Genomic DNA, 22,844 nt, shown 5'->3' with positions numbered 1-22,844 from the left:
CTTTGCGGGGATATGAAGGAGGTTGTTTCATGAATGTGCCGCTGATTATCGCGCATACCGGGTGCGAAGGCACGCCGGACAATACGCTGGAATCCTGCCTTGCCGGATGGGATGCCGGTGCCGACGTGCTGGAGGTCGACGTTCAAGCGACGAAAGACGGCGTATGCGTGCTGCATCATGACGATCATCCCGCATTTTCGTCCTGCACTTATGAGGAGTTGGTGGAGGAAAATCCGCTTCGGCTTGAGGCGGGAAAACGTCTTGTGAAACTGGAGGATGTGCTCGTCCGCTTTAAAAGGACGACCGCATCGTTTAACCTGGACATCAAAAATGACGCGGCCGCCCTGCCTGCGGTAAAGCTGCTTGAGACCTTGGACATGTGGGAGCAGATTTATTTTACCGGCGCGACGGACCGGATTGTGAAGACGCCTTTTCGTGCCCGGGTGATGCGGAATACGCCCGAAAGCTTAAGCGAGCTGGGTTCTGCCGTCTATGAGGCGGCCGCCGAAGAGATATGCACCCGGGCGAAACAGGCCGGATGCGCCGGGATCAACGCGGATTTCCCTTCCTGCCGCGATTCTCTTGTGCGGATTGCCCATGAGTACGGCCTCCGGGTGTGGATTTATACGCTGCAGGACGTCGGGGGTCTGAAGGCTTTTGCGGACATGGGCGTGGATGCGGTGTCCGTGCTTGACGTATCGGGTGCCTCTGCGCTAAGAAGGCAATGGGCTCCCGATCGGGAATTACGATGATGAACAATTGGAGAAGTTGATATGGCTGTAAAAATCAAAGACGTGGCGCGCGCGGCGGGCGTTTCCGTCACCAGCGTCTCCCGCGTGCTGAACAACGGCGAACACGTCAGCGAAAAGCTGGAGAAGAAAGTGCGCCGGGCGATCGAAGAGCTGAACTATTCGCCGAGCCTGATCGCCAAAAGCTTGAAGCGGAACAAAACCAATCTGATCGGCGTCATCATACCGGATATAACGTCCAATTTTCAGGCGATGATTTTGAGCCGGATCGAAGAGATAGCCGGCCGACGGGGTTACAACCTGCTCGTGTCCAACATCGTCGAGGACACCGGCAAGGTCGTGAAATATTTGAACATTTATCAGGAGATGCGCGTGGACGGCATGGTCCTCATGCATGAAAAGCTGAACGGGGACATCGAAAATTTTTTGAACAAAACGGATATCCCGCTTGTGGTTCACGCCGATTTGGGCATGAATCTGCCGACCGTCATCATCGATGATTTTCAGGCGGGATACGATGCAGCCTCTTATTTGATTGCCCAGGGACACCGAAAAATTGCGATGATCGCAGGCGATCCGAGAGATGTGTGCGCAGGGTTGAGGCGGATGGAGGGATATACGGCCGCGTGCAGGGATCACGGAATCGGGTTGAAGGAAACCTTGATCCGCCATGGCGATTACAAGCTGGACACCGGCTACCGGTTAATGGCCGAACTGCTTGGGGAAGCGCGCGGCGAATTCACCGCCGTCTTGGCGGCAAGCGACGACATGGCGGCAGGGGCCGTGAACTGCATCCGGGACCATGGGCTTCATGTCCCCGGCGACATCTCCGTCATCGGCTTTGACGGCAGCCAAATCGCCGATATCGTGAGGCCGAGGCTGACGACGATCCGCCAGCCCGTGGAGCAAATCAGTGAGCGTACCGTCGAATTGCTGCTGGAGATGATCGAGGATGAAGGGGAGTTATGGAGAAAGGACCGGATGAAGACGGTCGTCCTCGGCCATGAGCTGGTGGAGCGGGGCAGCTGCCGCCGCATCGAAGCGTGAGAAGCGCCAAAAATTCGTGCAGGACAAGAAACAAAAGGCGGGCGGTATGAAAAAACAACAAGAACAAACTTTTACGTTATGGGGACTCACCTGGCCCATCTTTTTGGAACAGTTTTTGCAAGCTATCATTTTGAATATCGATACGCTGATGCTGGGCAACTATTCGGACGAAGCGGTAGCCGCGGTCGGCGTCGCCAATCAGATCATCGCCGCGGCGAATTTGCTGTTCGGGTTCGTGACGCTTGGCCTTGGCATCCTGATTTCCCAGCTGCTGGGGGCGGGCAAGGAGCGGGAGGCGTCCATACTTGCATCGTTATCGATCGGCCTGAACCTGGGGCTCGGAATCGCCGTCAGCGTCGCCCTGCCCGTTTTTGCGAAACCGCTCCTGCAGCTGCTGAAGCTGCCGTCCGAGCTGATGTCCGACGGCGCCGCGTTTCTGACGCTGACGGGCATGTGCTCCTTCGCCCCCGCGTTGATCCTCACGGCGGATACGATTTTGCGGATGCACGGTTACGTAAAACAAATGCTGCTGCTGACCTTCACGGTCATTTTCCTGAATATCGCCGGGAATTATTTATTTTTGTACGGTCCGCTCGGCATACCGGTGCTTGGGGTCCACGGCGTGGCCATCGCCACGGACGCCAGCCGGTTGATCGGGGTCGCCATCGCGGCCATCATGCTGGCCAAAATGATGCGGCATCCGCTTTCGTTCCGTGCCGCCTTCCGGCTGCCCCGGAGCGTGATCAAAGATTTGCTTCGCATCGGGATCCCGTCGGCAGGGGAAAACATTTCGTATCAGGTTTCGCAAATTTTCATCACGTATTTCGTATCGATGCTCGGCGCATCCGCACTTACAACGAAAATATACACGCAGAATATGACGACATTCGTGTTTCTGTTTTCGGCTTCCATCGGACAGGCGACATCGATCCTGATCGGACGGCTGATCGGCGGGAACAGGCAGGATGATGCATATCGCGTCTGTTACCGCCATTTGCGGACCGGACTGCTGATTGCGTTCGGAGCCGGCAGCTTGCTCGTCATCTTTTCCAAGCCGCTCCTGGGCTTGTTTACGGCCGATCCGGAGGTGATCCGCCTCGGCCGAACCCTGCTGCTGCTGTCGCTGGTTCTCGAGGCGGCACGCGCCTGCAACGTCATCGTGATCAGTGCGCTCAACGCCGCAGGCGACGTCAAATTCCCGGTGTACGCCGGGCTTGTCTCCATGTGGGGCATCAGCATCCCGCTTGCTTACCTGTTTGGGATCGTCTGCGGTCTTGGCATTCCGGGCATTTGGCTGGCATTTATCGCCGACGAATGGCTGCGCGGCGCGGCGATGGTGCTGCGCTGGCGTTCGCAGAAATGGCGGCGCATCCGGCATGCCGTGGTGAGCGGAGAGGTTTCGCTGTAACTGCCGGCAGCCTGCTGCGGACTCCGCGAAACGAACGCAAAAACATCGCCGCTTCGAAGGCGGCGATGTTTTTTTTTGCGCCAATGCCATGGGATGCCGATCGTCTTACATGTTGCATCAGCAGAAGCAGAGGGTGGCCTCGGTGGAACATGCCGGTCAGACGGTTATTTAACGACGGGCCATTTTTCCTTGCGCAGCGCATCAAGCAGCTCGGGGCCGGCATGCAGGTTTTCGCCGACAAGCTCCTTTGGCGTCAGCGCCATCCACTGGTTCAGGGACACATCTTCGAACCGGTCGCTTCGGAACATCTCCAAAAACCACAGGCTTTCGGTGCCGGTATTCTGGATGTAATGTCCGAAGGCAAAAGGAACGTAGCCCACGTCACCCGCCCTGTAATTGAAGGTTCTTGCCGCGCCGTTGCCGGCAAATACGGTCATCCTTCCTTGCCCGGTCAAATAATACTGCCATTCATCCTGATTGGGATGCCAGTGAAGCTCGCGCATGCAGCCGGGTTTGATTTCGACCAAGGCGGCCGCGATCGTTTTGGACACCGGGAAATTCGAGGAATCGACGATCCGCACGCTTCCTCCCGGAGTCACGATCGGCGGTTGGGCGAGCAGCCGGTGCTTAAAGCTGAGCGGCACCGTTCCGTATGGGGATTCGACGCGTTGGCTTTCCAGGGAACCCGGGACAGGGGCTTGGAACATGTAAACCTGTTCGTCCGGAAGCCGGTTAAAGGCGTGTTCGGGCACGCCGAAATTGGCGGAAAGCACGTCTTTGGGCGTATGGGCCATCCAATCCGAAATGGAGAGCGTGTTCAATTCGGAGAAGCTGCCGTCATCGAACACAAGCAGAAATTCGCAGCCTTTCTCAAGCCCTTGAATGGAGTGCGGCAGGCCGGCCGGAAAATACCATAAATCGCCCGGGCCGATATCGGCGATGAAATTCCGGCCGTTCTGGTCGACGGCCGTCACCCGGGCGCTGCCCAGGATCATGTAAGCCCATTCGGCCTGCTGGTGCCAGTGCATTTCGCGGACGCCGCCCGGCGTAAGATACATGTTGACGCCGGCAAGCGTTTTGGCGACGGGCAGATCCCGCTCGGTCACTTCCCGCGACCAGCCGCCTTGATCCAGCTTCATATGGGTATCGGAAAAGGAAAACTTAAGGTTCGGCAGAAGCCCTTCATCGGTGGCCGGGGGGACGAACATATCGGGATTTTCCATATCCCTTAACACATCTCGGGGTCCCCAGTCCGGTCCGCCCGCGCCATCGCTGCGAATGGGCTGGGGGATTTGTCCGTTATTGCCGGCCGGATGTTCCGGGTTGTCTCTCATCGGTCCATTCCTCCTGAGGAAGCACATGGTTTCGCTATACCTGGATGTGAGATGTGTATGACAGAAGCCTGGGCATTATGAGGTTTCGCGCGTTTTTCCTTAAAACCTTTGCAAAAGTTGCCAAGGAGTGGCATCATATTCGGTAAAATATTCGCTATTATTTCTCATTAAGGATGTGCATGAAATGTTCCCTGAGCTTGAAACGGAGAGGTTGATTTTAAGGGAAATCACGAAAGAGGATACGGAAAGCATCTTTGCGTGTTTCTCGAACGGCGAGGCGATGCGTTACTATGGTCAGGACGCTTTTGAACATCGCGAACAAGCGGAGCGGCTTATCGGTTTTTTCGCCGACAGCTACCGCGAAAAACGCGGCATCCGGTGGGGGATCGAGCGAAAAGACGCTCCGGGCTTGATCGGCACGGTTGGCTTTAATGCTTGGTCGCCCAAGCACCGGCGCGCGGAAATCGGGTATGAGATCCACCCGGATCATTGGCGTAAGGGGTACGCTTCGGAGGCTGTGGCATGCATACTTGCCTATGGGTTCGAAGCTTTGAGCCTGGCGCGCATCGGTGCCGTTGTATATACGGAAAACGCGGCCTCAAGCCGGATGCTGATCAAGCTTGGGTTTCGGGAAGAAGGCCTCCTTCGGCATTACATGTTCCAATCAGGCGTATCGCATGATACGTATGCGTATTCTCTCCTGCCGGGAGACCGGGGGTTGGCATGACGAAACTGGACTACATACTGTCCGTTTTATGGCTGCTTCGGACAAAGGGAAAATTGACCGCGGAACAAATCGCCGCGGAGCTTGAGGTCAGCGTGCGGACGGTTTACCGTTACATGGACGTGCTGGGCCTGAGCGGAGTGCCTCTAATATCCGAGGCGGGGCATGGCGGAGGCTTCAGCCTGCCGGATTCGTTTTTGGCCATGCCGCTGTTTTTCGACCTGTCGGAGCTGAAGGCGATGGCGCATGGGGTCGAGCTGGCTCGCCAGGCGGGAGATCCCTATGCGGATGCATTGGAGCGGGCGCTCGGCAAAGTCAAGCAGCGCTTGAACGAATACCAGCAGGAGGATTTGCGGCGCCATACGTCGGGATTTGCGGCTCAGCATGCCGAGCCCTCCCCCGAACTGCAGAAGATGCTGCGGACGTTGGAACAAGCCGTTGCGGACAACCGGACGCTGACCCTGTTGTATGTCAAGCAAAGCAGCGATTCCGGCGAAGAACGGCGGATAGACCCTTACGGGCTTTTTTACCGTCCGAACCGATGGTATCTGGCCGCGTATTGCCATGCAAGGCAGGCGATCCGTATTTTTCGCGCCGACCGGATCAAAGCGGCGGCCGAAACCGGGCAGCGCTTTGTGAAACCGGAAAGCTTCTCCATCCGGCAATATATCGAAGAAGATGCGATGCGGGCCCGGCCCGAAGAACGGGAGGCCGCCGTCCGGTTGCGCGGCGAAAGCGACGTGCTGGACTCCATTGCCGGCCTGTGGTTTTTAAAGGGATGCCGCATCGGGCGTGAACATCATTTTCTCGACATGGCGATGCCCGAAGCTTTGATGCTTGAGTGGCTCCCGCATGTGCTGCTGTCCTACGGCAGGCAGGTTCAGGTCATGGAGCCGCTTCGTCTCAAGCAGGCTATGGCGGATCTCGCGGCCGACTTGTCCCGATATTACGGATCATCCTAAACATCCCTGACAACCTTGTTGTCAGGGATGTTTGTGTAATATTAGAGCAAGGCTGAATCCCAGCATCCCAGGTGTTTGCCACGGTATATGGCATCGGGAAATGCGGCTAATTATATTCATAAGGAGATGCATGTTATGAGTACGAAGGTAGATTACAAAAAAGATTATAAGGAGCTCTATCTGCCAAAAACGGTGCCGGAAATTGTAGTCGTACCGAAGATGCCGTTTTTTATGGTCAGCGGATCCGGGGATCCGAACGGCGAAGAATTCGCGAAGGCGACAGAAGCTTTGTACAGCATGAGTTATGCCGTGCGAATGTCTTACAAAAGCGGAGATGTACCCGCCGGATATTATGAATATACGGTTTTTCCGCTTGAGGGCGAATGGGATTTGCTCGATCGGTCCAAACCCTCAACGGACAAAAACAATTTGAAGTATACGATCATGATACGCCAACCCGATTTTTTGACGGAAGAAATGTTCGAGCGATTTTTGGAACAGACAAAAAGGAAAAAAACAAATCCGTTCCTTGACAAAGTCCGGTTCGAGCATGTGGAAGATGGATTGAGCTGCCAGATGATGCATATGGGAAGCTTTGACGATGAGCCGGAAAGTTTTTCGCGGATGGAAGCCTTTTGTACCGAACATGGATTTATCCGTTCAAGCAAAATGCATCGGGAAATTTATTTGTCGGATCCCCGCAAGACTGAACGTTCAAAGATGAAAACGGTGTTAAGATTCCCTGTAAACAAACCCTGAGATCCGGAATTTTGAATTCGACAGCGTGTTTCTGCTTACGGAAGATTTATGTGAATAAACCGCCTTACAAGGTGGTTTTTCTTTTGCCTAAAAATCAACATCAGGGCATTTCCGCACCAGTCCGGGGAACTTTAATAACCTTTGCAAGGACGTTGACAAGGTTCCAAAGGGTTCGTATACTGGCTTTAGTTAAACGTTTACGGACAACGTACGTCGACAGACGTTTTTAATTGCATAACGGGATTTTGACAAAGGAGGTTATAAAAACATGGTGAATCCTCCAACGATCAAAGACGTAGCCAAGGCGGCGGGCGTGTCGGTCGCGACCGTGTCCCGGGTGCTGCACAATCTTGCCGGCTACTCGGACAAAACGAAACAAAAGGTGCTGGCGGCCGTGGAAGAACTCGGTTATCAACCGAATGCCATTGCCAGGGGGCTGGTCAACAAACGCACCCAGACGATCGGGGTTTTGTTCCCGGACGTGTCCAGCGGCTTCTCGTCGGATTTGCTGCGCGGCATTGAAGATGTGGCGAACGATAAGGGGTTCAGCGTCATCGTCTGCAATACGGCCGAAGACGGGAAACGAACGATGAAGTACCTTCAGGTGCTTCGCGAGAAGCAGGTCGACGGGATCGTATTTACGAGCGAATTTCTGAAGGAAGAGTATTACGAGGCGATCAAGGCGATGGGCGTCCCCGTCGTGCTCGTCAGTACGCAGTCGCAGAAGCACGTGATTCCGTTCGTTAAGGTAGACGACCGTCAGGCAGCCTATCAGGCGACGGATTACCTCATTCAGAAGGGACATCGCCAAATCGCGATGATTGGCGGAACCAAGACGGACAAAATTGCCGGGATTCCCCGCCTGGAGGGGTACCGGCAGGCATTGGAAGACAACGGCATCGGCTTTGCGGAGTCGAGGGTCGCCTACGGCGATTTCGCCTTGGACAGCGGACGCCGGGCGATGGAGGAGCTGCTTGCCGTAGCGCCGCCGTTTACGGCGGTGTTTGCGGCCAGCGACGAAATGGCCATCGGGGCGATGGGACTTGCCCTTGAACGGGGAATCCGGGTTCCCGAGGACATATCGGTCATCGGCTACGACGATTTGAGCATCGCGAGGATGATTTTTCCGCCGCTTACGACGATTCATCAGCCATTGACGGAGATGGGGCGCCTCGCTTCCGACATGCTGATTTCGTTGATCGAAGGGACGGGACAAGTGTCCAGCCGCATTGTCAGCCATCGCCTTGTCGAAAGGCAAACCGTTCGGAATTGGCCTTAAACGAGGCCGATTTTTTCAATGATTTAGTAAACGTTTACGTAAAATGAAATAATGCATTACGAATCATTACGATTTCGATTGGTGAGTTGCCAACGTTTTGTTTCAAAAATCGTATTCCATAAAGGAGATGATTGCCGGAAACGAAACGGCAGTTGCTTTTGGAAGAGATAGTAAACGTTTACGTTTCGTTTCGTTTTGCTGCAGCTTCATATTTGGAACAATATGATAGGAAAAAGGAGAGAATCAACATGAAAAAAACTTGGTGGAAAGAAAGCGTCGTTTATCAAATTTACCCTCGGAGCTTTCAGGACAGCAACGGCGACGGCGTCGGCGACATTCCGGGCATCATCTCCCGCCTGGATTATTTGGAGCAATTGGGCGTGAACGTCATCTGGCTGTGTCCTGTTTATGAATCGCCGAACGACGACAACGGATATGATATCAGCAATTATCAAGCGATCATGGACGAATTCGGAACGATCGGAGACTGGGAGCGGCTTCTCCGGGAACTGCACGGCCGGGGGATGAAGCTGATCATGGATTTGGTCGTCAACCATACTTCCGATGAGCATCCTTGGTTCGTTGAATCCCGCAAATCCAAGGACAACGCTTATCGCGACTATTATATCTGGCGGGACGGCAAAGACGGGAAAGAGCCGAACAACTGGGCGTCTTTTTTCAGCGGATCGGCATGGAAGCAGGATGAAGCGACTGGGCAGTATTTCCTGCATCTTTTTTCTACGAAGCAGCCCGACTTGAATTGGGAAAACGAGAAGGTTCGCCGCGAAGTTTACGATTTGATGACGTGGTGGCTGGAAAAAGGCGTCGACGGCTTCCGCATGGACGTCATCAATCTGATCAGCAAGGTGGAGGGACTGCCGGACGCGGAAGGCGGCGGCAAATACAACTTCGGCGGCGAATTTTTTATGAACGGCCCGCGCATCCATGAGTTTTTGCAGGAAATGAACCGGGAGGTGCTCTCCAAATACGACATCATGACCGTCGGGGAAACGCCGGGCGTTTCGCCTGAGGAAGCTTCCTTGTATGTGGGCGAGGATCGGGGCGAGCTGAACATGGTGTTCCAGTTTGAATTGATGGACATCGATGCCGGGCCGGGAGGCAAGTGGAACGTCACGCCTTGGAAGCTCGTCGACTTCAAGCGGATCATGGGCAAATGGCAGGTCGGGCTGGACGGCAAAGGCTGGAACAGCCTGTACCTGAACAACCACGACCAACCGCGCATGGTTTCCCGTTTTGGCGATGACGGCAAATACCGCAAGGAATCGGCCAAAATGCTCGCGACGCTGCTGCATACGCTCCAGGGAACGCCTTATATTTACCAGGGCGAGGAACTCGGGATGACCAACGTGAAGTTCGCGGGCATCGGCGAGTACCGCGACATCGAAACGATCAACATGTACAAGGAGTATCTTGAAGCCGGGCGTGCGGAAAAAGACGTCATGGCTTCGATTTACAGCAAAGGACGGGACAACGCGCGTACGCCGATGCAATGGGATGCCTCTTTGCACGGCGGTTTTACGACAGGGACGCCATGGCTGAAGATCAATCCGAATTATAAGGAAATTAACGCGGAAGAAGCGCTTCGCGATCCGGATTCCGTCTTTCATTATTACCGGCAGCTCATCGAGCTGCGCAAGCGGCACGAGGTGATCGTATACGGCCGGTATGACGTCCTTCTGGAGGAAGACGAGCGCATTTATGCGTATACACGGACCTTGGGAGAAGAGCGGCTGCTGATCGTCCTTAACTTTTTTGCCGATCCGGTCACGTTCGAACTCCCGGAGGCCGTTGCTTTTGACTCGTATGAAAGATTGATCGGGAACTATGCATGGCCGGAAGAAGCGGATCCAAGACGTTTGCAGCTGCGGCCGTTTGAAGCCCAGGTGTTGAAATTGAATTAACATTCAATCGGGGATCGGAAAACATTAAAATTGGTTTTAATCAAAGGAAAAGCCAAGGGACACAGGCTCTGTCCGCACCGAAAAGAATGAATGCTTTCATTCCGCAGGCTGCGAAGTTGCCTTGCCGCTTGGCTTTATTTATCTATAAGAATGCATAATTTCCGGAGGGCCCCGCGAAGTAGCTGGATCGGCTTTGAAGCCAAGGCCAAACTAACGGGTTAATTTGCTTCCCATGAATCCATCAGCATGTTACTTGTTGTTTTGCGCTCTCCATTCGTCCAGCTGCTTCTGGCACTCGGCGATGATTTTGTCGATGCCTTGCGCTTTCAGCTTTTCGATCGCTTTCGGAAGCACCTTGTTCGGATCGACGGAACCGGTGTTCAGGGACGGACCGTATTCGTCCACGGCGTTTTTGACGTTGGCGATTTCGGTCAGCACGTTCGTCGGATCGAACTGGAAGCCGAGCAGCGGCGCGTTGGTTGCGGACGAATTGAATTTTTCGTACTGCTCCCATTTGTCCTTCGGATCTTCCTTCAGCTTGTAAAGCAGGAACATGTTGCCGAGGGTGAAGGAAGGCATGGAATAACCGGAATCCGGGATCGGCTCGTACGTGTCTTCGGACAGCTTTTTGTAATGAACGCCTTCCAGGCCGTAGTTGATCAGGTTGCGCAGGTAAGCGTCGGTGTTCAGCAGGTTCAGGAATTCCATCGCCTTATCCGGATGTTTGGATTTGGCGGAAATGGCCTGCATCGAACCGGTGACGGACCAGTTGAAGACCATCGGCTCGTGAATCGGCGACGAAACGATCGGATAACCAAGGGAATCGGACCACAAAATGTCGGCGAAAGGCACGGTATGTTGTTTATCGACCAGCCATTTTCCGGTTTTTTCATGCTCGTTGCCCTGTTTGGTTGCGGCGTCCGGCGGCAGGTAACCTGCTTGGTAATATTTGTGCATCGTATCGAATACCTGCTTCGCTTCCGGCGTATCCCATACGTTGACGACCTTAAAATCCTTCGCGTCGATCGACACGCCGACCGGCAGGCCTTCGAGCGCGAAGTCATACGGCAGGTAAGGCCCGATGTTGGAAGGGATCGGGTATACGTCCGGCTCATTGTCTTTTACCGTTTTCAGCATCGGCTCCAGGCTTTCGAGCGTGTTCGCTTTCGAAACGTCGAGCTTGTATTTGTCGACGAGCACTTTGTTGAAGCGCCATACGGCCTGAGCCGGCAGCTCCTTGTTCGTCGGAATGGCGTAGTTGTGTCCATTGACTTTCGAACCTTCCAGGAAAGCGGGGTTCAGCGCTTTGGTGATGCCTTGGCCGTATTTCGCCAGCAGATCGTCGAGCTCGTAAAAATAACCTTTTCTTGCGCTTTCTACGTAATTGAACGCCCAGGAGGAGGTAAAGGCGATGTCGAACGGTTCGCCGGAAGCGGCGATGACCTGCATTTTCTGGGAGTAGTCGCCCCAATCGATCAGGCGCAGGTCGATTTCGGCATTGATTTTTTCGCCGACGTATTTGTTGACTTCGGCCATGACTTTGTCCTGATCCTTTTGCGGTCCGCTGATGGTGTACCAGATCAGCTTGACGGGTTTTTCTTTTTCGGTGCTTTTCGTTTCGCCGCCGGTTTCGGTTTTGGTGCCTGCCGTCCCGGAGCCGCCGTTATCCTTGGCGCCGCAGCCGGCGAGGGCCATGGATGTCAGAAGAAACAGGCTGAGCAGCAGCGTCAATCCTCTTCTTTTTTTCATTTCTTTTTCATCCCCTTGTTTCGATAGTGTTTTTAAAAAGTGGATCTATGTGATGACTATTCCTTCACAGAGCCAATCGTCAGCCCTTGCACGAAATAGCGCTGGAAGAACGGATAAGCGAATATGATCGGCAGCGTCGCAAGCACGACCATGGCCATGCGGGTCGTTTCCGCCGGCATGCTTTGGGCGATGGCCGAACGGTCCGTGCCGCTGCCGATCGCGGAATTTTGCAAAATAAACTGGATGTTGGTTTCGATTTTCATGAGCAGCGACTGCAGCGGCAGCAGCTTGGCGTTATCGATGTAGAGCAGCGCGTTAAACCAGTCGTTCCAATATCCAAGCGCCGCAAACAGGCCGATCGTGGCGAGTCCGGGCAGGGAAATCGGAAGGACCAGATACAAGAATACGCGAAACTCGCCTGCCCCGTCGATCTTACCGGATTCGATGATCGCGTCGGGAACCATCGTTTTGAAAAACGTCCTCATGATCAGGATCGAAAACGCGCTGACGCTCATCGGCAAAATCAAGGCCCAGATCGTATCCTTCAGGTGCAGCACCTGGGAAACGACGATGTAGGAAGGGACGAGGCCGCCTCCGAACAGCATCGTGAAAAACGCGATAAACGAAAAGATGCCGCGGAATTTAAAGTAGGTCCTCGATATGGCGTAAGCGTAAAGCGAGACGATCGCCACCGTTATCAGCGTGCCGACGATCGTGATAAAAATCGTAACTCCGTAAGAGCGGAGCAGCTGGTCGCCCGTTTTGAAAATATAATGGTACGCGTCAAACGACCATTTTTCCGGGAAAATGCTGTACCCGTTCAGCGCCAGCGTTTTTTCGTCCGTCAGCGAGATGACGACCACGAACAGAAACGGATACACGCAGGCGAGGGAGAACAGCCCGATGACCAGATGCGCCACCGCGTTCCAAAGCGGCGAGAGCCGGTGGAAATCCCTGGTTTTTTTGAAGCGTTTGTCCGGCTTGCTTGCAGGCTGCCGGGAGATTACGCTGTTTTCCATGCGGCATGCCTCCTTTTAGAACAAAGCCTGTTCTTTGTTGATTTTTCGAACGATAAAATTCGTGGCGATGACGAGCACGAAGCCGACGACCGATTGGTACAAACCTGCGGCGGTGCTCATCCCGATGTTGCCGGTCACCTTCAAACCGCGGTAAACGAAAGTATCGATGACGTTCGTGACCGGATACAAGGCGCCGGTATCCCGCGGAACCTGGTAGAACAGCCCGAAGTCCGCCCGGAATATGCCGCCGATGGCGAGGATGAACATGATGACGATAATCGGCGTGATCATCGGGATCATGATTTTGCGGATTTGCTGCCATTTGCTCGCGCCGTCGATCATGGCGGCTTCAAAATAGGATTTGTCGATGCCGACGATGGCGGCCAAATAAACGACGCTTCCGTACCCGACACCTTTCCACAGGTTGACGATGACGAGAATGTACGGCCAGTATTTCGTTTCGGAGTACCAGAATACCGGGTCGGCGCCGAAAAATTTGAGCAGCTGGTTCAGTACGCCTTTGTCCACGCTTAAAAAGCTGAACACGAAATAGCTGACGATAACCCACGAAAGGAAGTGGGGGAGGAACATGCCCGTCTGATAGATCTTCGCCATTTTTTTGCTGGCGATCTCGTTGACCAATATGGCCACCAGCACCGAGAGAACCGTCCCGAGCACGATAAAGACGGCGTTGTAAAGCAAAGTGTTCCGAACGATGATGAAGGCGTCTTCCGTTTTGAACAAATATTCAAAATTTTTGAACCCGACCCAGTCGCTGTGCAGTATGCTCGCCAAAAAACCGTCGGTGTCGTACTGGTAGTCCTTGAAAGCGATGACCGCGCCAGGCATGGGCAGGTAGCAGAAGAGAATGAACCATACCGTTCCCGGAAGCACCATGAGCAGCAGCGCTTTGTTGCGGCTGAGCGTCCTGAGCCAGCGCATCGGCCCCTTTTCCATGAGAGCTCCTCCTGTCTTTGATGTGAGTTGGTTGATAACCCTAATCTACCGCAGGTGTAAGCGCTCCCTAAAGTGAAAAAAACAAACATATGATGCACAAAGCAAAGATTAGTTCGGTGGGCATGAGCCGATCGCGACCAAGTTATGGTAAGTTAATAGATGAAGCGAAACGGGAACCATCGCCTTGTTGAAAGCGCATTCAATAAAACGGACACTTCAAGGAAAAGGATGTTTTCGGCATGAAGAAGCTGGTGGATTTTTATAAAATACATTTCAGGAAAAAACTGTTCAACAAAATCGTGTTTATCTACTCGATCATCACCGTGATGTCGCTGGCCAGCTTGTCCGGCTTCGTCTACATGTACCAGCTGAACGTGCAGGCGACCAAGGAGCTGGAATTCAACAACCGCATATTGTCGAACATCAGCAAATACCTGGACATGCGGTACGCCACCTCGCAGCAGATCGTGCAGCAAATCTACCGGGATGAATCGGGAACGCTGCTGGAGGACGTTTATTCGTTCCTGCGGAGCGATTTTGCCGAATATTTGGACGACCGGCTTGAAAAATACGGCGAAACCGGCGTCCGGAGACGGGACATCATGTCCTATTTGCGGCTGCAGCTGAACAACTACCCGGACATCCGCATGGTCGCGCTGTACAGCGAAAACAAAAAATTCATTTTGCTCCTGACCCGGGATACCCAAAACTATTACTACGTGAACGGAGACCTGCAGTCGGCGCTGAAGCAGTACGTCATTTCCGACAAAAGCTTCACGACCGTCAGCAACATCAACAGCCTCACCCAGCAGGAGAGCATCGGCAACCTGATCATCGATTATGATCTGAGCGGCATGTACGGCGAATACGTGACGGATTGGGGCGGATTGAAAGGATACGTTGCGGTGGTCACGCCCGGGGGAGAAGTCCTGTTTGATTCGTCCAGCCGTTATTACGGTCAAAAATATCCCTATCTGTCCAGGCTTTCTTCTTCGTCCGACGTTCAGAACTTTGAAGAGCCTTCCTATACGAACGTTCAGGTGTCGAACCGTTTCGGCTATTACGTGATCGGGGTCATTCCCAAAGCCGAAATCGCGAAAAGCTTGAGAGGGCTTCGGAATACGCTGTTTTTGGTGACGGGCATATGCATCGTTGGGGCGATGGTGCTCGCCCGGTTTACGATCGTCAACTTTTCCCGGCGGACGAGATCGATTATGAAAGCGCTTGAAAAGGCGAGAAACGGCGACTTGTCGGTACGGATTCCGGTGGAAAAGGAAGATGAGCTGTATGAAATTTCCGACCGTTTTAACCAGATGTGCGCGGATCTGACGAAATACATCGACCGGGTATACGTGTCCGAGATCAAACAGAAGCAGGCCGAGCTCGTGGCGTTCCAGGCGCAGATCAAGCCGCATTTCCTGTACAATACGCTGGAAGCCATCCGCATGCGCGCCCTTTCGAAAAAAGCGGATGATGTCGGCGAGATGATTTATATTTTATCCACGCTGTTCCGGTATTCGGTCAAAAGCGATACGGTCGTTACGCTGGCCGATGAGCTCGAATACTGCAGCCTGTATCTGGATCTGTTCCGCATCCGGTACGTGAACAATTTTGCGTACGAAATCGATGCGGAGCCCGAACTGATGAATATGCCGGTCCTGAAGCTGTCCATCCAGCCGCTTATTGAAAACTATATCGTCCACGGTTTGGTCATGTCGCGATCGGATAACCGGATTTCGATCCAGGCCGAGCTTCGGGAAGGCGATCTGGTCATTACCTTACAGGATAACGGCAGAGGCATCCCGCCGGAGAAGCGGGAGGAGATCAGGCGGCGTCTGCAAGGGGCGCCGGCGGAGCCTTCGGCCTCGATCGGGCTGATCAATACGCATGAACGGATCAAAATCTGCTTTGGTGACCGTTATGGGCTGGAGCTTTCGGAGGAAAACCGGCAGGGAACAGTCATCACCATGAAACTGCCATCTAAGGTGCAAGGAGGACGATTGTATGCGTAGCGTGTTTATTGTGGACGATGAGCCGTTTATACTCGAAGGCTTAAACAACGCAGTCGAATGGGAGGAGCTGGGGACGACGCTGTGCGGCAAGGCGTACGACGGCAAGGAGGCTTACGAGCAGCTTCGGGAAACCGGGTGCGACATACTGATTACCGACATCATGATGCGCGAAATGGACGGCCTGGAGCTGATACGGAAGTTAAAACCGCTTCACCCGGGCATGAAATTTATCGTGCTGAGCGGATACAACGAGTTTAATTACGTCAAGGAAGGGATGAAGCTCGGCATCGAAAATTACCTGCTGAAGCCGGTCAACATGAAGGAGCTTGCGGAGACGATACAAAGCACCGTCCAAAAAATAAACAACGCCGAGTGCTCGGCTTGTTTGAACGCGGAAGAGCTCGACATTTTGCGGGACAACGTCATGAACCGCTGGGCAGCGGGACGGATCGATCCGGCCGAGCTGAAAAACCGGCTGGATTTCCTCGACATACCGTCGGATTTGTCCTGCTACGCAGCCGCCGTCGTCAGGGAGATCGCCGAAATGGAGGAACCTGCCGGCGAGTCTCCGTGGTACAAAGCGCGCCAAAATAACCGCGAGGTGTACGCCTTGTGCAGGGAGCTGACGGAAAGCGCGGGAAACGTCAGGCCGGGCATTTGTTTTTGCGATTTGGAGGGGGATGTGATCATCGTTTATTCCGGATCTGATCCAAAGACGCTGCAGGCCGGGATTTTGGAGCAGCTGGAACAAATGCGTTCCGCCCTGAAGGAGCGGGGGACCCGCGTCATGATAACGCTCGGCGGCATGGAATCCGGTTACCTGGGATTGCCGCAAAGCTACGCCCTGGCCAAACGGCTGCAGGAATTTTTCCTGACGGACGAGGAAGGAGAAATCATTACCGCAAGCCGCATGGCCCCGCCGGACGACGCCATCGCTTGCACGGCGCCGGATACGCTCGAATACGAAAAAAGGCTGCTTGCAAGAAACAAAGCGGCCGTCGACGAATATATCGATCATTTGTTTGCCGTGAGACAATCAAACCGGGTATCCCCGGTCCATATCCGTAACTTGGCCGTCGAGCTGGTGCTTTGCACCAAGCAGGTCGTCAAGGAAAACAAGCTGAATTACGATTTGGCGACGAGCGGATACAAGCAGCTGTTTACGGCGCTGTTCAAAGCCCAGACGCTCGGCAGGCTGGCGCAGCACGTCAAATTCATCGCCCATGCGGCCATCGATTATTTGTCGGTCGAGGAGGACGAATTCAGTCCGGTCATCAAGCAGGTGCTGCATCAGATCCGCACGAAATATGCGGAGGAAATGTCGCTCAAGACGCTTGCGCATGAATTTAACGTGCATCCGTTTTATTTGGGGCAGCTGTTTCAGAAGGAGACGGGAGTCAGCTTCAGCGACTATCTGAACTCGCACCGCGTCAAGCAGGCGAAGGCGCTGCTGACGGACACCTTGCTGAAAACGAGCGAAATTTCGCGGCGCGTCGGTTATTTGGAGCCGGGGTATTTTTACAGGCAATTCAAAAAATATGCCGGCATGTCGCCGACCGAATTCCGCAATATGGTGAAAATGTCGGCGTGCCGCGACGAGCAGGCCTAACGGCGGAACAGCATCAACAGCAGCGAGCCGACGACGCTGATGATAAGGCAGGTGACGATCGGGAAATAAACTTTGACGTTGTCCTTTTCGTAGACGATGTCCCCGGGCAGACGTCCGAGCGGGAGCCAGCGTCCGACCAGCCACCAAATCAAGCCGGCCGCAATCAGGACGAGGCCGAGGATAATCAGGATTTTGGATGCATTGGGCATGACGGGATTCACCTCACAGACGTACATTTTGGTATAATATTTGCTTAAGATCATAATTTGTTTTTCATGTGTACAAAGTGGCCGCTGCAGTTACGGATCGTTCTTCCGATCGCTGCCCGCCTCCAAATTTCATGATCATAGTTTTTTTGTATGTAGAAATTCGGAGACGGCTTATGCTTCCGATGCTAGCTTTCCTTCGGAAAGCTCTTAGGCGACCGCTGCATATGCTTCCGAAGAAGCTTTTTTTCAAAAAGCTTTTAGCTTCGCAAGAATCGATTCCGTCCCCTCCGCTACTTTTGCTTTTTGTAAATTACTATTATGATCTTAAGCCAATACCAAGCAAAAATTTCGCTAAGCATTTTTACCCTTATAGTATATCAGGAAAGGGATTATAATCCATGACACTGCAGCAGTTGAAATACGTCATCGAGGTCGCGAACCGGGGTTCCATGAACGAAGCCGCCAAACGGCTGTTCATCTCCCAGCCCAGCCTGTCCAATGCGATCAAGGAGCTGGAAACGGAGCTTCGGATCACCATTTTCGAGCGGACCAACAAAGGCATTACGCTGTCGAAGGAAGGGGCCGAGTTTCTCGGTTACGCCCGCCAGGTCATCGAACAGGCCGAGCTTTTGGAGGGCAGATATTTGAATGCCAAACCGGCGCCGCAGCATTTTTCCGTCTCCACGCAGCATTATGCGTTTGCGGTGAACGCGTTCGTGAACTTGGTCCGGGAATACGGGCAGGAGGAATATGAGCTGGCGCTTAGGGAAACGAAAACCCACGAAATCATTCAAGACGTCAAAACACAGCGCAGCGAAATCGGCATTTTGTATTTAAACGAATTCAACAGCAAGGTCATCAACCGTCTTTTGAAAGACGCGAGCTTGAAATTTACGAGCCTGTTCACGGCAAAACCGCACATTTTCATCAGCATCCACAACCCGCTCGCCAAACAGTCGATCGTCACGATCGATCAATTGGAGGAATACCCGTATTTGTCGTTTGAGCAAGGGGAATACAACTCGTTCCATTTTTCGGAGGAAATTTTGAGCACCCTGTCGCATCCGAAAAGCATCCGCGTCAACGACCGGGCGACCTTGTTCAATTTGCTGATCGGGCTGAACGGCTACACGATTTCAACCGGCGTTTTGAGCGCGGATTTAAACGGCAACGAAATCATCCCGGTCCCGCTGGACTGCGAGGAATCGATCAACGTGGGCTGGATCTGCCACCAGAACGCCGCTCTCTCCAAGCTGGCTTTGGCGTACATCGACGCCCTTCACGAAGCCATCGGGGATAATCATCAAGATTAAAAAATTACGTCTTCAGCCGCATATCCCGCCTTCAGCCTTCCGGGCTGAAGGCTTTTTTTTTGCTTCCATTGGCGATTGCCTTTTGTTATATTTACATTGTGACCATAAATTCACGTAATAGACACAAAATGATGCGTGGAAAAAACGAAGCTTGAGAAAATAAACAGGTACATATCGCTTCATGGACGATTGCGCGTATTTTGAAGAAAACGTGATAAGGGGGATGCGAAATGGAGAAATGGGATGCAAGTTACGATGTAGTGGTTGTCGGTTCCGGGGCGGGCGGTTTGACGGCCGCGTTGACGGCACGATTGAAAGGGTTTTCATCGCTTGTGGTCGAAAAAACGGATAAATTCGGCGGGTCCAGTTCTTTGTCCGGCGGAGCGATCTGGGTTCCTAACAACGTATATCTCGAACGGGCCGGGCTGAAAGATACGATGGAAAAGGCGGAAGCCTACATTGATGCGACCGTCGGCGACAGAGTGCCGGCAGCGAGAAAACGCGCCTATTTGACCCGCGGGCCCGAAATGGTGAAATATTTGCATGAGCATACAAACCATGTCCGCTTTAAATACATTCCGGGTTATTCGGATTATTATCCCGAAGCGCCCGGCGGTTTTCCGCAAGGAAGGTCGGTGGAGCCGATCGTGTTTGACCTGAAGAAGCTCGGGGAAGAGCGTAACAACATGCGCCGCGCAAATCTTCCGACCTACGGCATGGTCATGAACGCGTACGAATTCCATAAAGTCAACATGATCACCCGAACCTGGATCGGCAAAAAAACGTCGTTGAAAATCGGGATGCGGCTCATGCGCTCGATTTTTACGGGATACCGTCCCGCCGCTTTGGGAGAGGCCTTGATCGGAAGGTTGAGGCTATCGCTGATGGAGGCAAAAGGCGACGTATGGCTGTCGACCGCATTTTCGGAGTACGTCACCGAAGGGGGACGCGTCACCGGCATTCTTGCGATACGAAACGGAAAAACGGTCCGGATCGAAGCCAAGCGGGGCGTGATCCTGGCTGCGGGCGGATTTTCGCACAGCCAGCCGCTCCGGGAACGGTATTTGCCCCATCCGACCTCGGCGGAGTGGACGTCGGCGGCCGAAGGCCAAACCGGCGACATTCTTGCCGCATCGCTTCGATTGGGAGCGGGCATCGATTTGATGGATCGCGTTTGGGGAGCCCCTTCGGCGGTTCCGCCCGGGGAAAAACCGTTATTCCTCGTGGCCGACCGCGGCATTCCGAACATGATGGTCGTAAACGGAACCGGAGAGCGGTACGTCAACGAAGCGGTGCCTTATCATGAATTCGTTGATACGATGTATGCCAAAAACAAGCCGGAGGCCCCAACAACCCCATCGTGGATGATTTTGGACCAGCGGGCGAAAAACCGCTACATCTTCCTCGGCTTGTTCCCGGGCCAGCCGTTCCCGAAACGGTGGCTGGAAAACGGATTCGTGAAAAAAGGCGGCACCCCGGCCGAGCTTGCAGGGCAAATCGGCATGGATCCCGCCAAGCTGACGGCGGCGTTCGAGCGGTTTAACCGGATGGCCGAAAGAGGGGTGGACGAAGATTTCCGGCGCGGACAAAGCGCCTACGACCGGTATTACGGCGACCCGACGCTGCCTAATCCGAGCCTGGCGCCGATCGCCAAGGCACCGTTTTATGCCGTTCCCGTCGTACCGGGCGACATCGGAACCAAAGGCGGGCTCGTGACCGACGAATATGCGCGCGTGCTCAAAGAGGACGGCACGCCGATCGGAGGGCTGTTCGCGACAGGCAACTGCTCCGCCGCCGTCATGGGCGAAACGTATCCCGGCCCGGGCGCAACGCTTGGACCGGCCATGACGTTTGGGTATGTTGCAGCTTCATACCTTGCCGAACAAAAGCCATAAACATGCGGGCATTCGGCCTTTTAGCCCTGATCCTCGATGCAGGATCAGGTTTTTTTACGGTTACCGTCCAATTCCGGCATTTTTTCATTTGACTCTTACCTTGGAGGAGGCCTCATGATGGAGTCCTAAGATCCGGGAAGGGAGGAGTCGAACCTGTGTTATCTTCATTGAAGTTGTTTCGTCATCGCTTTATCCGCACCATCCTGATTTCCAACGTTTTTTCACAGCTGGGCATCTGGGTGCGGAATTTTGCGATCCTGCTTTACGTAATGGACAAGACGGAGGGAAATGCGCTTTACGTATCGCTTGTTTCGGTTGCCGAATACGCGCCGATGTTCATTTTTACGTTGATCGGCGGCGTGTTTGCCGACCGGTGGAAGGCCCGGAAAACGCTCGTCGGCTGCGATTTGCTGAGCGCGGCATCGGCGGGCGCCGTTTGGCTTGCGCTCCTTAGCGGCATCTGGGAGGCGGTGTTCCTCGCGACGCTTGTGTCCTCCGTCCTCTCCCAGTTTTCGCAGCCGTCGGGGATGAAATGGTTTAAAATCCACGTCGCCGACGAGTTGGCCCAGCCGGTTATGTCTCTTTTGCAGGCGCTGTTCGGTCACGGGCATCCGCACGCCGCTCATGTCGGGAGCGATGCTTGTTATGACGGGATTGTCGGGCGTTTTCAAAAACATGTTCCCGCTTGAATGGGTATACGGGTTCGCGGGCTTACTCCTGGCGGCCGGTTGTTTGGCTGTACTTCCGCTTTATCATGTCGGCAGGGATGCGAATAGCACCGATTAGGACCGATTAGGCGGTATATAATCCTTCGTTCAAAACGTAAGTTCGCTCCCGGACGGGATTACAGCGGATTTTTGCGAATCAGCTCCACCAGATGACGGGCCGCTGCGTTTAGCGGCTCGTTTTTGCGTGTGCAGATCGCGATGACGTTTTTCAGCTCGATGCCTTCGACGTATACGCGGCACAATTCGCCTCGCGCGACATGCTCGCGAACGACCAGGGAAGATACGAAGTTGGCTCCGTATCCGGCAATGACGGCCGTAATCGCCTCGTGCAGCCCGTTGAACTGCAAGGCGATTTTGGGGGCAGGCGCGCTGTACGTCCGGCATAATGCCAGCAGCCTTTCCCGGGTGGAGCTTCCTTCCTCGCGCATCACGAAAGGCTCCTTCATCATTTCATGAAGCGAGACATGGCGGCCCGCATATTTATGGCTTGGCGCCACGACGAACCACAGCTCGTCCTCGAACAATTCCTCGGTGTGCACCGAATCCGGATAATCTTCCGGCAGCCCGCCGTAAATCGCCAAATCCACATCGACGCTCAGCAGCTGCTTCAGCGCTCCGCTGGAATTGGTCGTCGTAATGGACATCTCGACATGCTCGTATTGCTGCTTGAATTTGGCGAGCCAGGACGGAAGCAGGAATTGTGCCGGGAGGTAGGTCGCCGCCAAACGGATTTGCCCATACGTTCCCTGGCCGTAATCTTTGGCAAACTGCTCGATTTGCTGCTCGACGGCAAACAGGCGCTTGGCCAGAACGGCGACCTGTTCCCCCGCATCGGTCAACGCGATGCCGCGGCCCTGCGGCACCAGAAGCGTTAAAGCCAGCTCTTTTTCGAATTTTTTGATCTGGGCCGTAATCGCCGGCTGGCTGATGTTCAGCAGCTCGGAGGCGCGGGTGACGCTGCCGGTTTTGGCAATCTCATGGAACAAACGCAAGGCATGCAAATTCATCGTATTTCCACCTCGAATGATTCATAACTTAAATATATGAGAATAGTCGAAAGATATATTATTCATATCATTATATTCCCACTACAATAAAATCAAAAGCGATTCCTCACGGCAACTTGCGATTAAGAGGAGCGGCTTTTTCTAAAACCGATATCCAAGGAG

Annotated in this window: 19 protein-coding genes; 13 read left to right on the top strand and 6 right to left on the bottom strand. The window is 53.9% G+C overall.

Annotated features, from left to right (window positions below):
• Window positions 1-29: 29 nt before the first annotated feature.
• Genes RJP21_RS21925 through RJP21_RS21915 form a run of 3 tightly spaced genes read left to right on the top strand, consistent with a single transcriptional unit; the run spans window position 30 to window position 3,204 of the window.
• Complete coding sequence (locus tag RJP21_RS21925) at window positions 30-752, top strand: glycerophosphodiester phosphodiesterase (RefSeq protein WP_310861195.1); 723 nt, start codon at window positions 30-32, stop codon at window positions 750-752.
• 21 nt (window positions 753-773) lie between these two features.
• Window positions 774-1,796 (top strand): LacI family DNA-binding transcriptional regulator, encoded by a 1,023-nt coding sequence (locus RJP21_RS21920; protein WP_310861194.1) that lies wholly within the window; start codon window positions 774-776, stop codon window positions 1,794-1,796.
• 46 nt (window positions 1,797-1,842) lie between these two features.
• Window positions 1,843-3,204, top strand: a complete 1,362-nt coding sequence (locus tag RJP21_RS21915) for an MATE family efflux transporter (RefSeq protein WP_310861193.1) — start codon at window positions 1,843-1,845, stop codon at window positions 3,202-3,204.
• 164 nt (window positions 3,205-3,368) lie between these two features.
• On the opposite strand, the gene RJP21_RS21910 is transcribed toward RJP21_RS21915, so the two are convergent.
• Entirely contained in the window at window positions 3,369-4,538 is a 1,170-nt protein-coding gene (locus RJP21_RS21910) for an oxalate decarboxylase family bicupin (RefSeq protein ID WP_310861192.1), read from the bottom strand.
• 184 nt (window positions 4,539-4,722) lie between these two features.
• Here RJP21_RS21910 and RJP21_RS21905 point away from each other — a divergent pair, with 184 nt between their 5' ends.
• From RJP21_RS21905 to RJP21_RS21885, 5 genes are all read left to right on the top strand, one after another.
• Window positions 4,723-5,265 carry a GNAT family N-acetyltransferase gene (locus RJP21_RS21905; protein WP_310861191.1) on the top strand — a complete coding sequence of 181 codons (543 nt, stop codon included), beginning with the start codon at window positions 4,723-4,725 and terminating at the stop codon, window positions 5,263-5,265.
• Window positions 5,262-6,224 carry a helix-turn-helix transcriptional regulator gene (locus tag RJP21_RS21900; protein WP_310861190.1) on the top strand — a complete coding sequence of 321 codons (963 nt, stop codon included), beginning with the start codon at window positions 5,262-5,264 and terminating at the stop codon, window positions 6,222-6,224. The genes RJP21_RS21905 and RJP21_RS21900 overlap by 4 nt, the downstream gene beginning before the upstream one ends.
• A gap of 135 nt (window positions 6,225-6,359) precedes the next feature.
• The gene (locus tag RJP21_RS21895; protein ID WP_310861189.1) at window positions 6,360-6,983 is read left to right on the top strand and encodes a GyrI-like domain-containing protein; all 624 of its coding nucleotides are present in this window, start codon (window positions 6,360-6,362) and stop codon (window positions 6,981-6,983) included.
• 268 nt (window positions 6,984-7,251) lie between these two features.
• Window positions 7,252-8,262: a LacI family DNA-binding transcriptional regulator gene (locus RJP21_RS21890; RefSeq protein WP_310861188.1), complete on the top strand. Its 1,011-nt coding sequence runs from the start codon at window positions 7,252-7,254 to the stop codon at window positions 8,260-8,262.
• A gap of 248 nt (window positions 8,263-8,510) precedes the next feature.
• Window positions 8,511-10,184 (top strand): glycoside hydrolase family 13 protein, encoded by a 1,674-nt coding sequence (locus RJP21_RS21885; RefSeq protein ID WP_310861187.1) that lies wholly within the window; start codon window positions 8,511-8,513, stop codon window positions 10,182-10,184.
• 249 nt (window positions 10,185-10,433) lie between these two features.
• Here RJP21_RS21885 and RJP21_RS21880 read toward each other — a convergent pair whose 3' ends face one another.
• The 3 genes from RJP21_RS21880 to RJP21_RS21870 are packed head-to-tail and all read right to left on the bottom strand — an operon-like array spanning window position 10,434 to window position 13,909.
• Window positions 10,434-11,933: an ABC transporter substrate-binding protein gene (locus RJP21_RS21880; RefSeq protein WP_310861186.1), complete on the bottom strand. Its 1,500-nt coding sequence runs from the start codon at window positions 11,931-11,933 to the stop codon at window positions 10,434-10,436.
• 56 nt (window positions 11,934-11,989) lie between these two features.
• On the bottom strand, window positions 11,990-12,952 hold the full coding sequence (locus RJP21_RS21875; protein WP_310861185.1) for a carbohydrate ABC transporter permease: 963 nt from the start codon (window positions 12,950-12,952) through the stop codon (window positions 11,990-11,992).
• Between the two features lie 15 nt (window positions 12,953-12,967).
• Entirely contained in the window at window positions 12,968-13,909 is a 942-nt protein-coding gene (locus RJP21_RS21870) for an ABC transporter permease (RefSeq protein WP_236575506.1), read from the bottom strand.
• A 239-nt stretch (window positions 13,910-14,148) separates the two neighbouring features.
• On the opposite strand from RJP21_RS21870, the gene RJP21_RS21865 reads away from it, so the two are divergent.
• Both RJP21_RS21865 and RJP21_RS21860 read left to right on the top strand, forming a co-directional pair.
• On the top strand, window positions 14,149-15,921 hold the full coding sequence (locus RJP21_RS21865; RefSeq protein WP_310861184.1) for a sensor histidine kinase: 1,773 nt from the start codon (window positions 14,149-14,151) through the stop codon (window positions 15,919-15,921).
• A complete protein-coding gene (locus RJP21_RS21860; protein WP_310861183.1) occupies window positions 15,914-17,530 on the top strand; it encodes a response regulator in 1,617 nt (538 codons plus the stop codon). Before RJP21_RS21865 ends, RJP21_RS21860 begins: the two co-directional genes overlap by 8 nt.
• Here the strand turns inward: RJP21_RS21860 and RJP21_RS21855 are convergent.
• A complete protein-coding gene (locus RJP21_RS21855; RefSeq protein ID WP_160040383.1) occupies window positions 17,527-17,739 on the bottom strand; it encodes a DUF2905 domain-containing protein in 213 nt (70 codons plus the stop codon). The two genes, RJP21_RS21860 and RJP21_RS21855, sit on opposite strands and share 4 nt — an antisense overlap.
• A 398-nt stretch (window positions 17,740-18,137) precedes the next feature.
• Between RJP21_RS21855 and RJP21_RS21850 the strand changes: the two genes are divergently transcribed.
• The 3 genes from RJP21_RS21850 (at window position 18,138) to RJP21_RS21840 (ending at window position 21,636) form a co-directional block, all read left to right on the top strand.
• Window positions 18,138-19,052: a LysR family transcriptional regulator gene (locus tag RJP21_RS21850; RefSeq protein ID WP_160040380.1), complete on the top strand. Its 915-nt coding sequence runs from the start codon at window positions 18,138-18,140 to the stop codon at window positions 19,050-19,052.
• 230 nt (window positions 19,053-19,282) lie between these two features.
• Window positions 19,283-20,947 carry an FAD-dependent oxidoreductase gene (locus RJP21_RS21845; protein WP_310861182.1) on the top strand — a complete coding sequence of 555 codons (1,665 nt, stop codon included), beginning with the start codon at window positions 19,283-19,285 and terminating at the stop codon, window positions 20,945-20,947.
• 155 nt (window positions 20,948-21,102) lie between these two features.
• Window positions 21,103-21,636 carry an MFS transporter gene (locus RJP21_RS21840; protein ID WP_310861181.1) on the top strand — a complete coding sequence of 178 codons (534 nt, stop codon included), beginning with the start codon at window positions 21,103-21,105 and terminating at the stop codon, window positions 21,634-21,636.
• Between the two features lie 155 nt (window positions 21,637-21,791).
• Here the strand turns inward: RJP21_RS21840 and RJP21_RS21835 are convergent, their stop codons facing one another.
• Window positions 21,792-22,682, bottom strand: a complete 891-nt coding sequence (locus RJP21_RS21835; RefSeq protein WP_310861180.1) for a LysR family transcriptional regulator — start codon at window positions 22,680-22,682, stop codon at window positions 21,792-21,794.
• Window positions 22,683-22,844 lie beyond the last annotated feature (162 nt).

Origin of the sequence: Paenibacillus sp. VCA1 (genome assembly GCF_031583795.1) — a bacterium.
Taxonomy (GTDB): Bacteria; Bacillota; Bacilli; order Paenibacillales; family Paenibacillaceae; genus Paenibacillus_AQ; species Paenibacillus_AQ albilobatus.
This window is presented reverse-complemented; position numbering and strand designations above follow the sequence as displayed.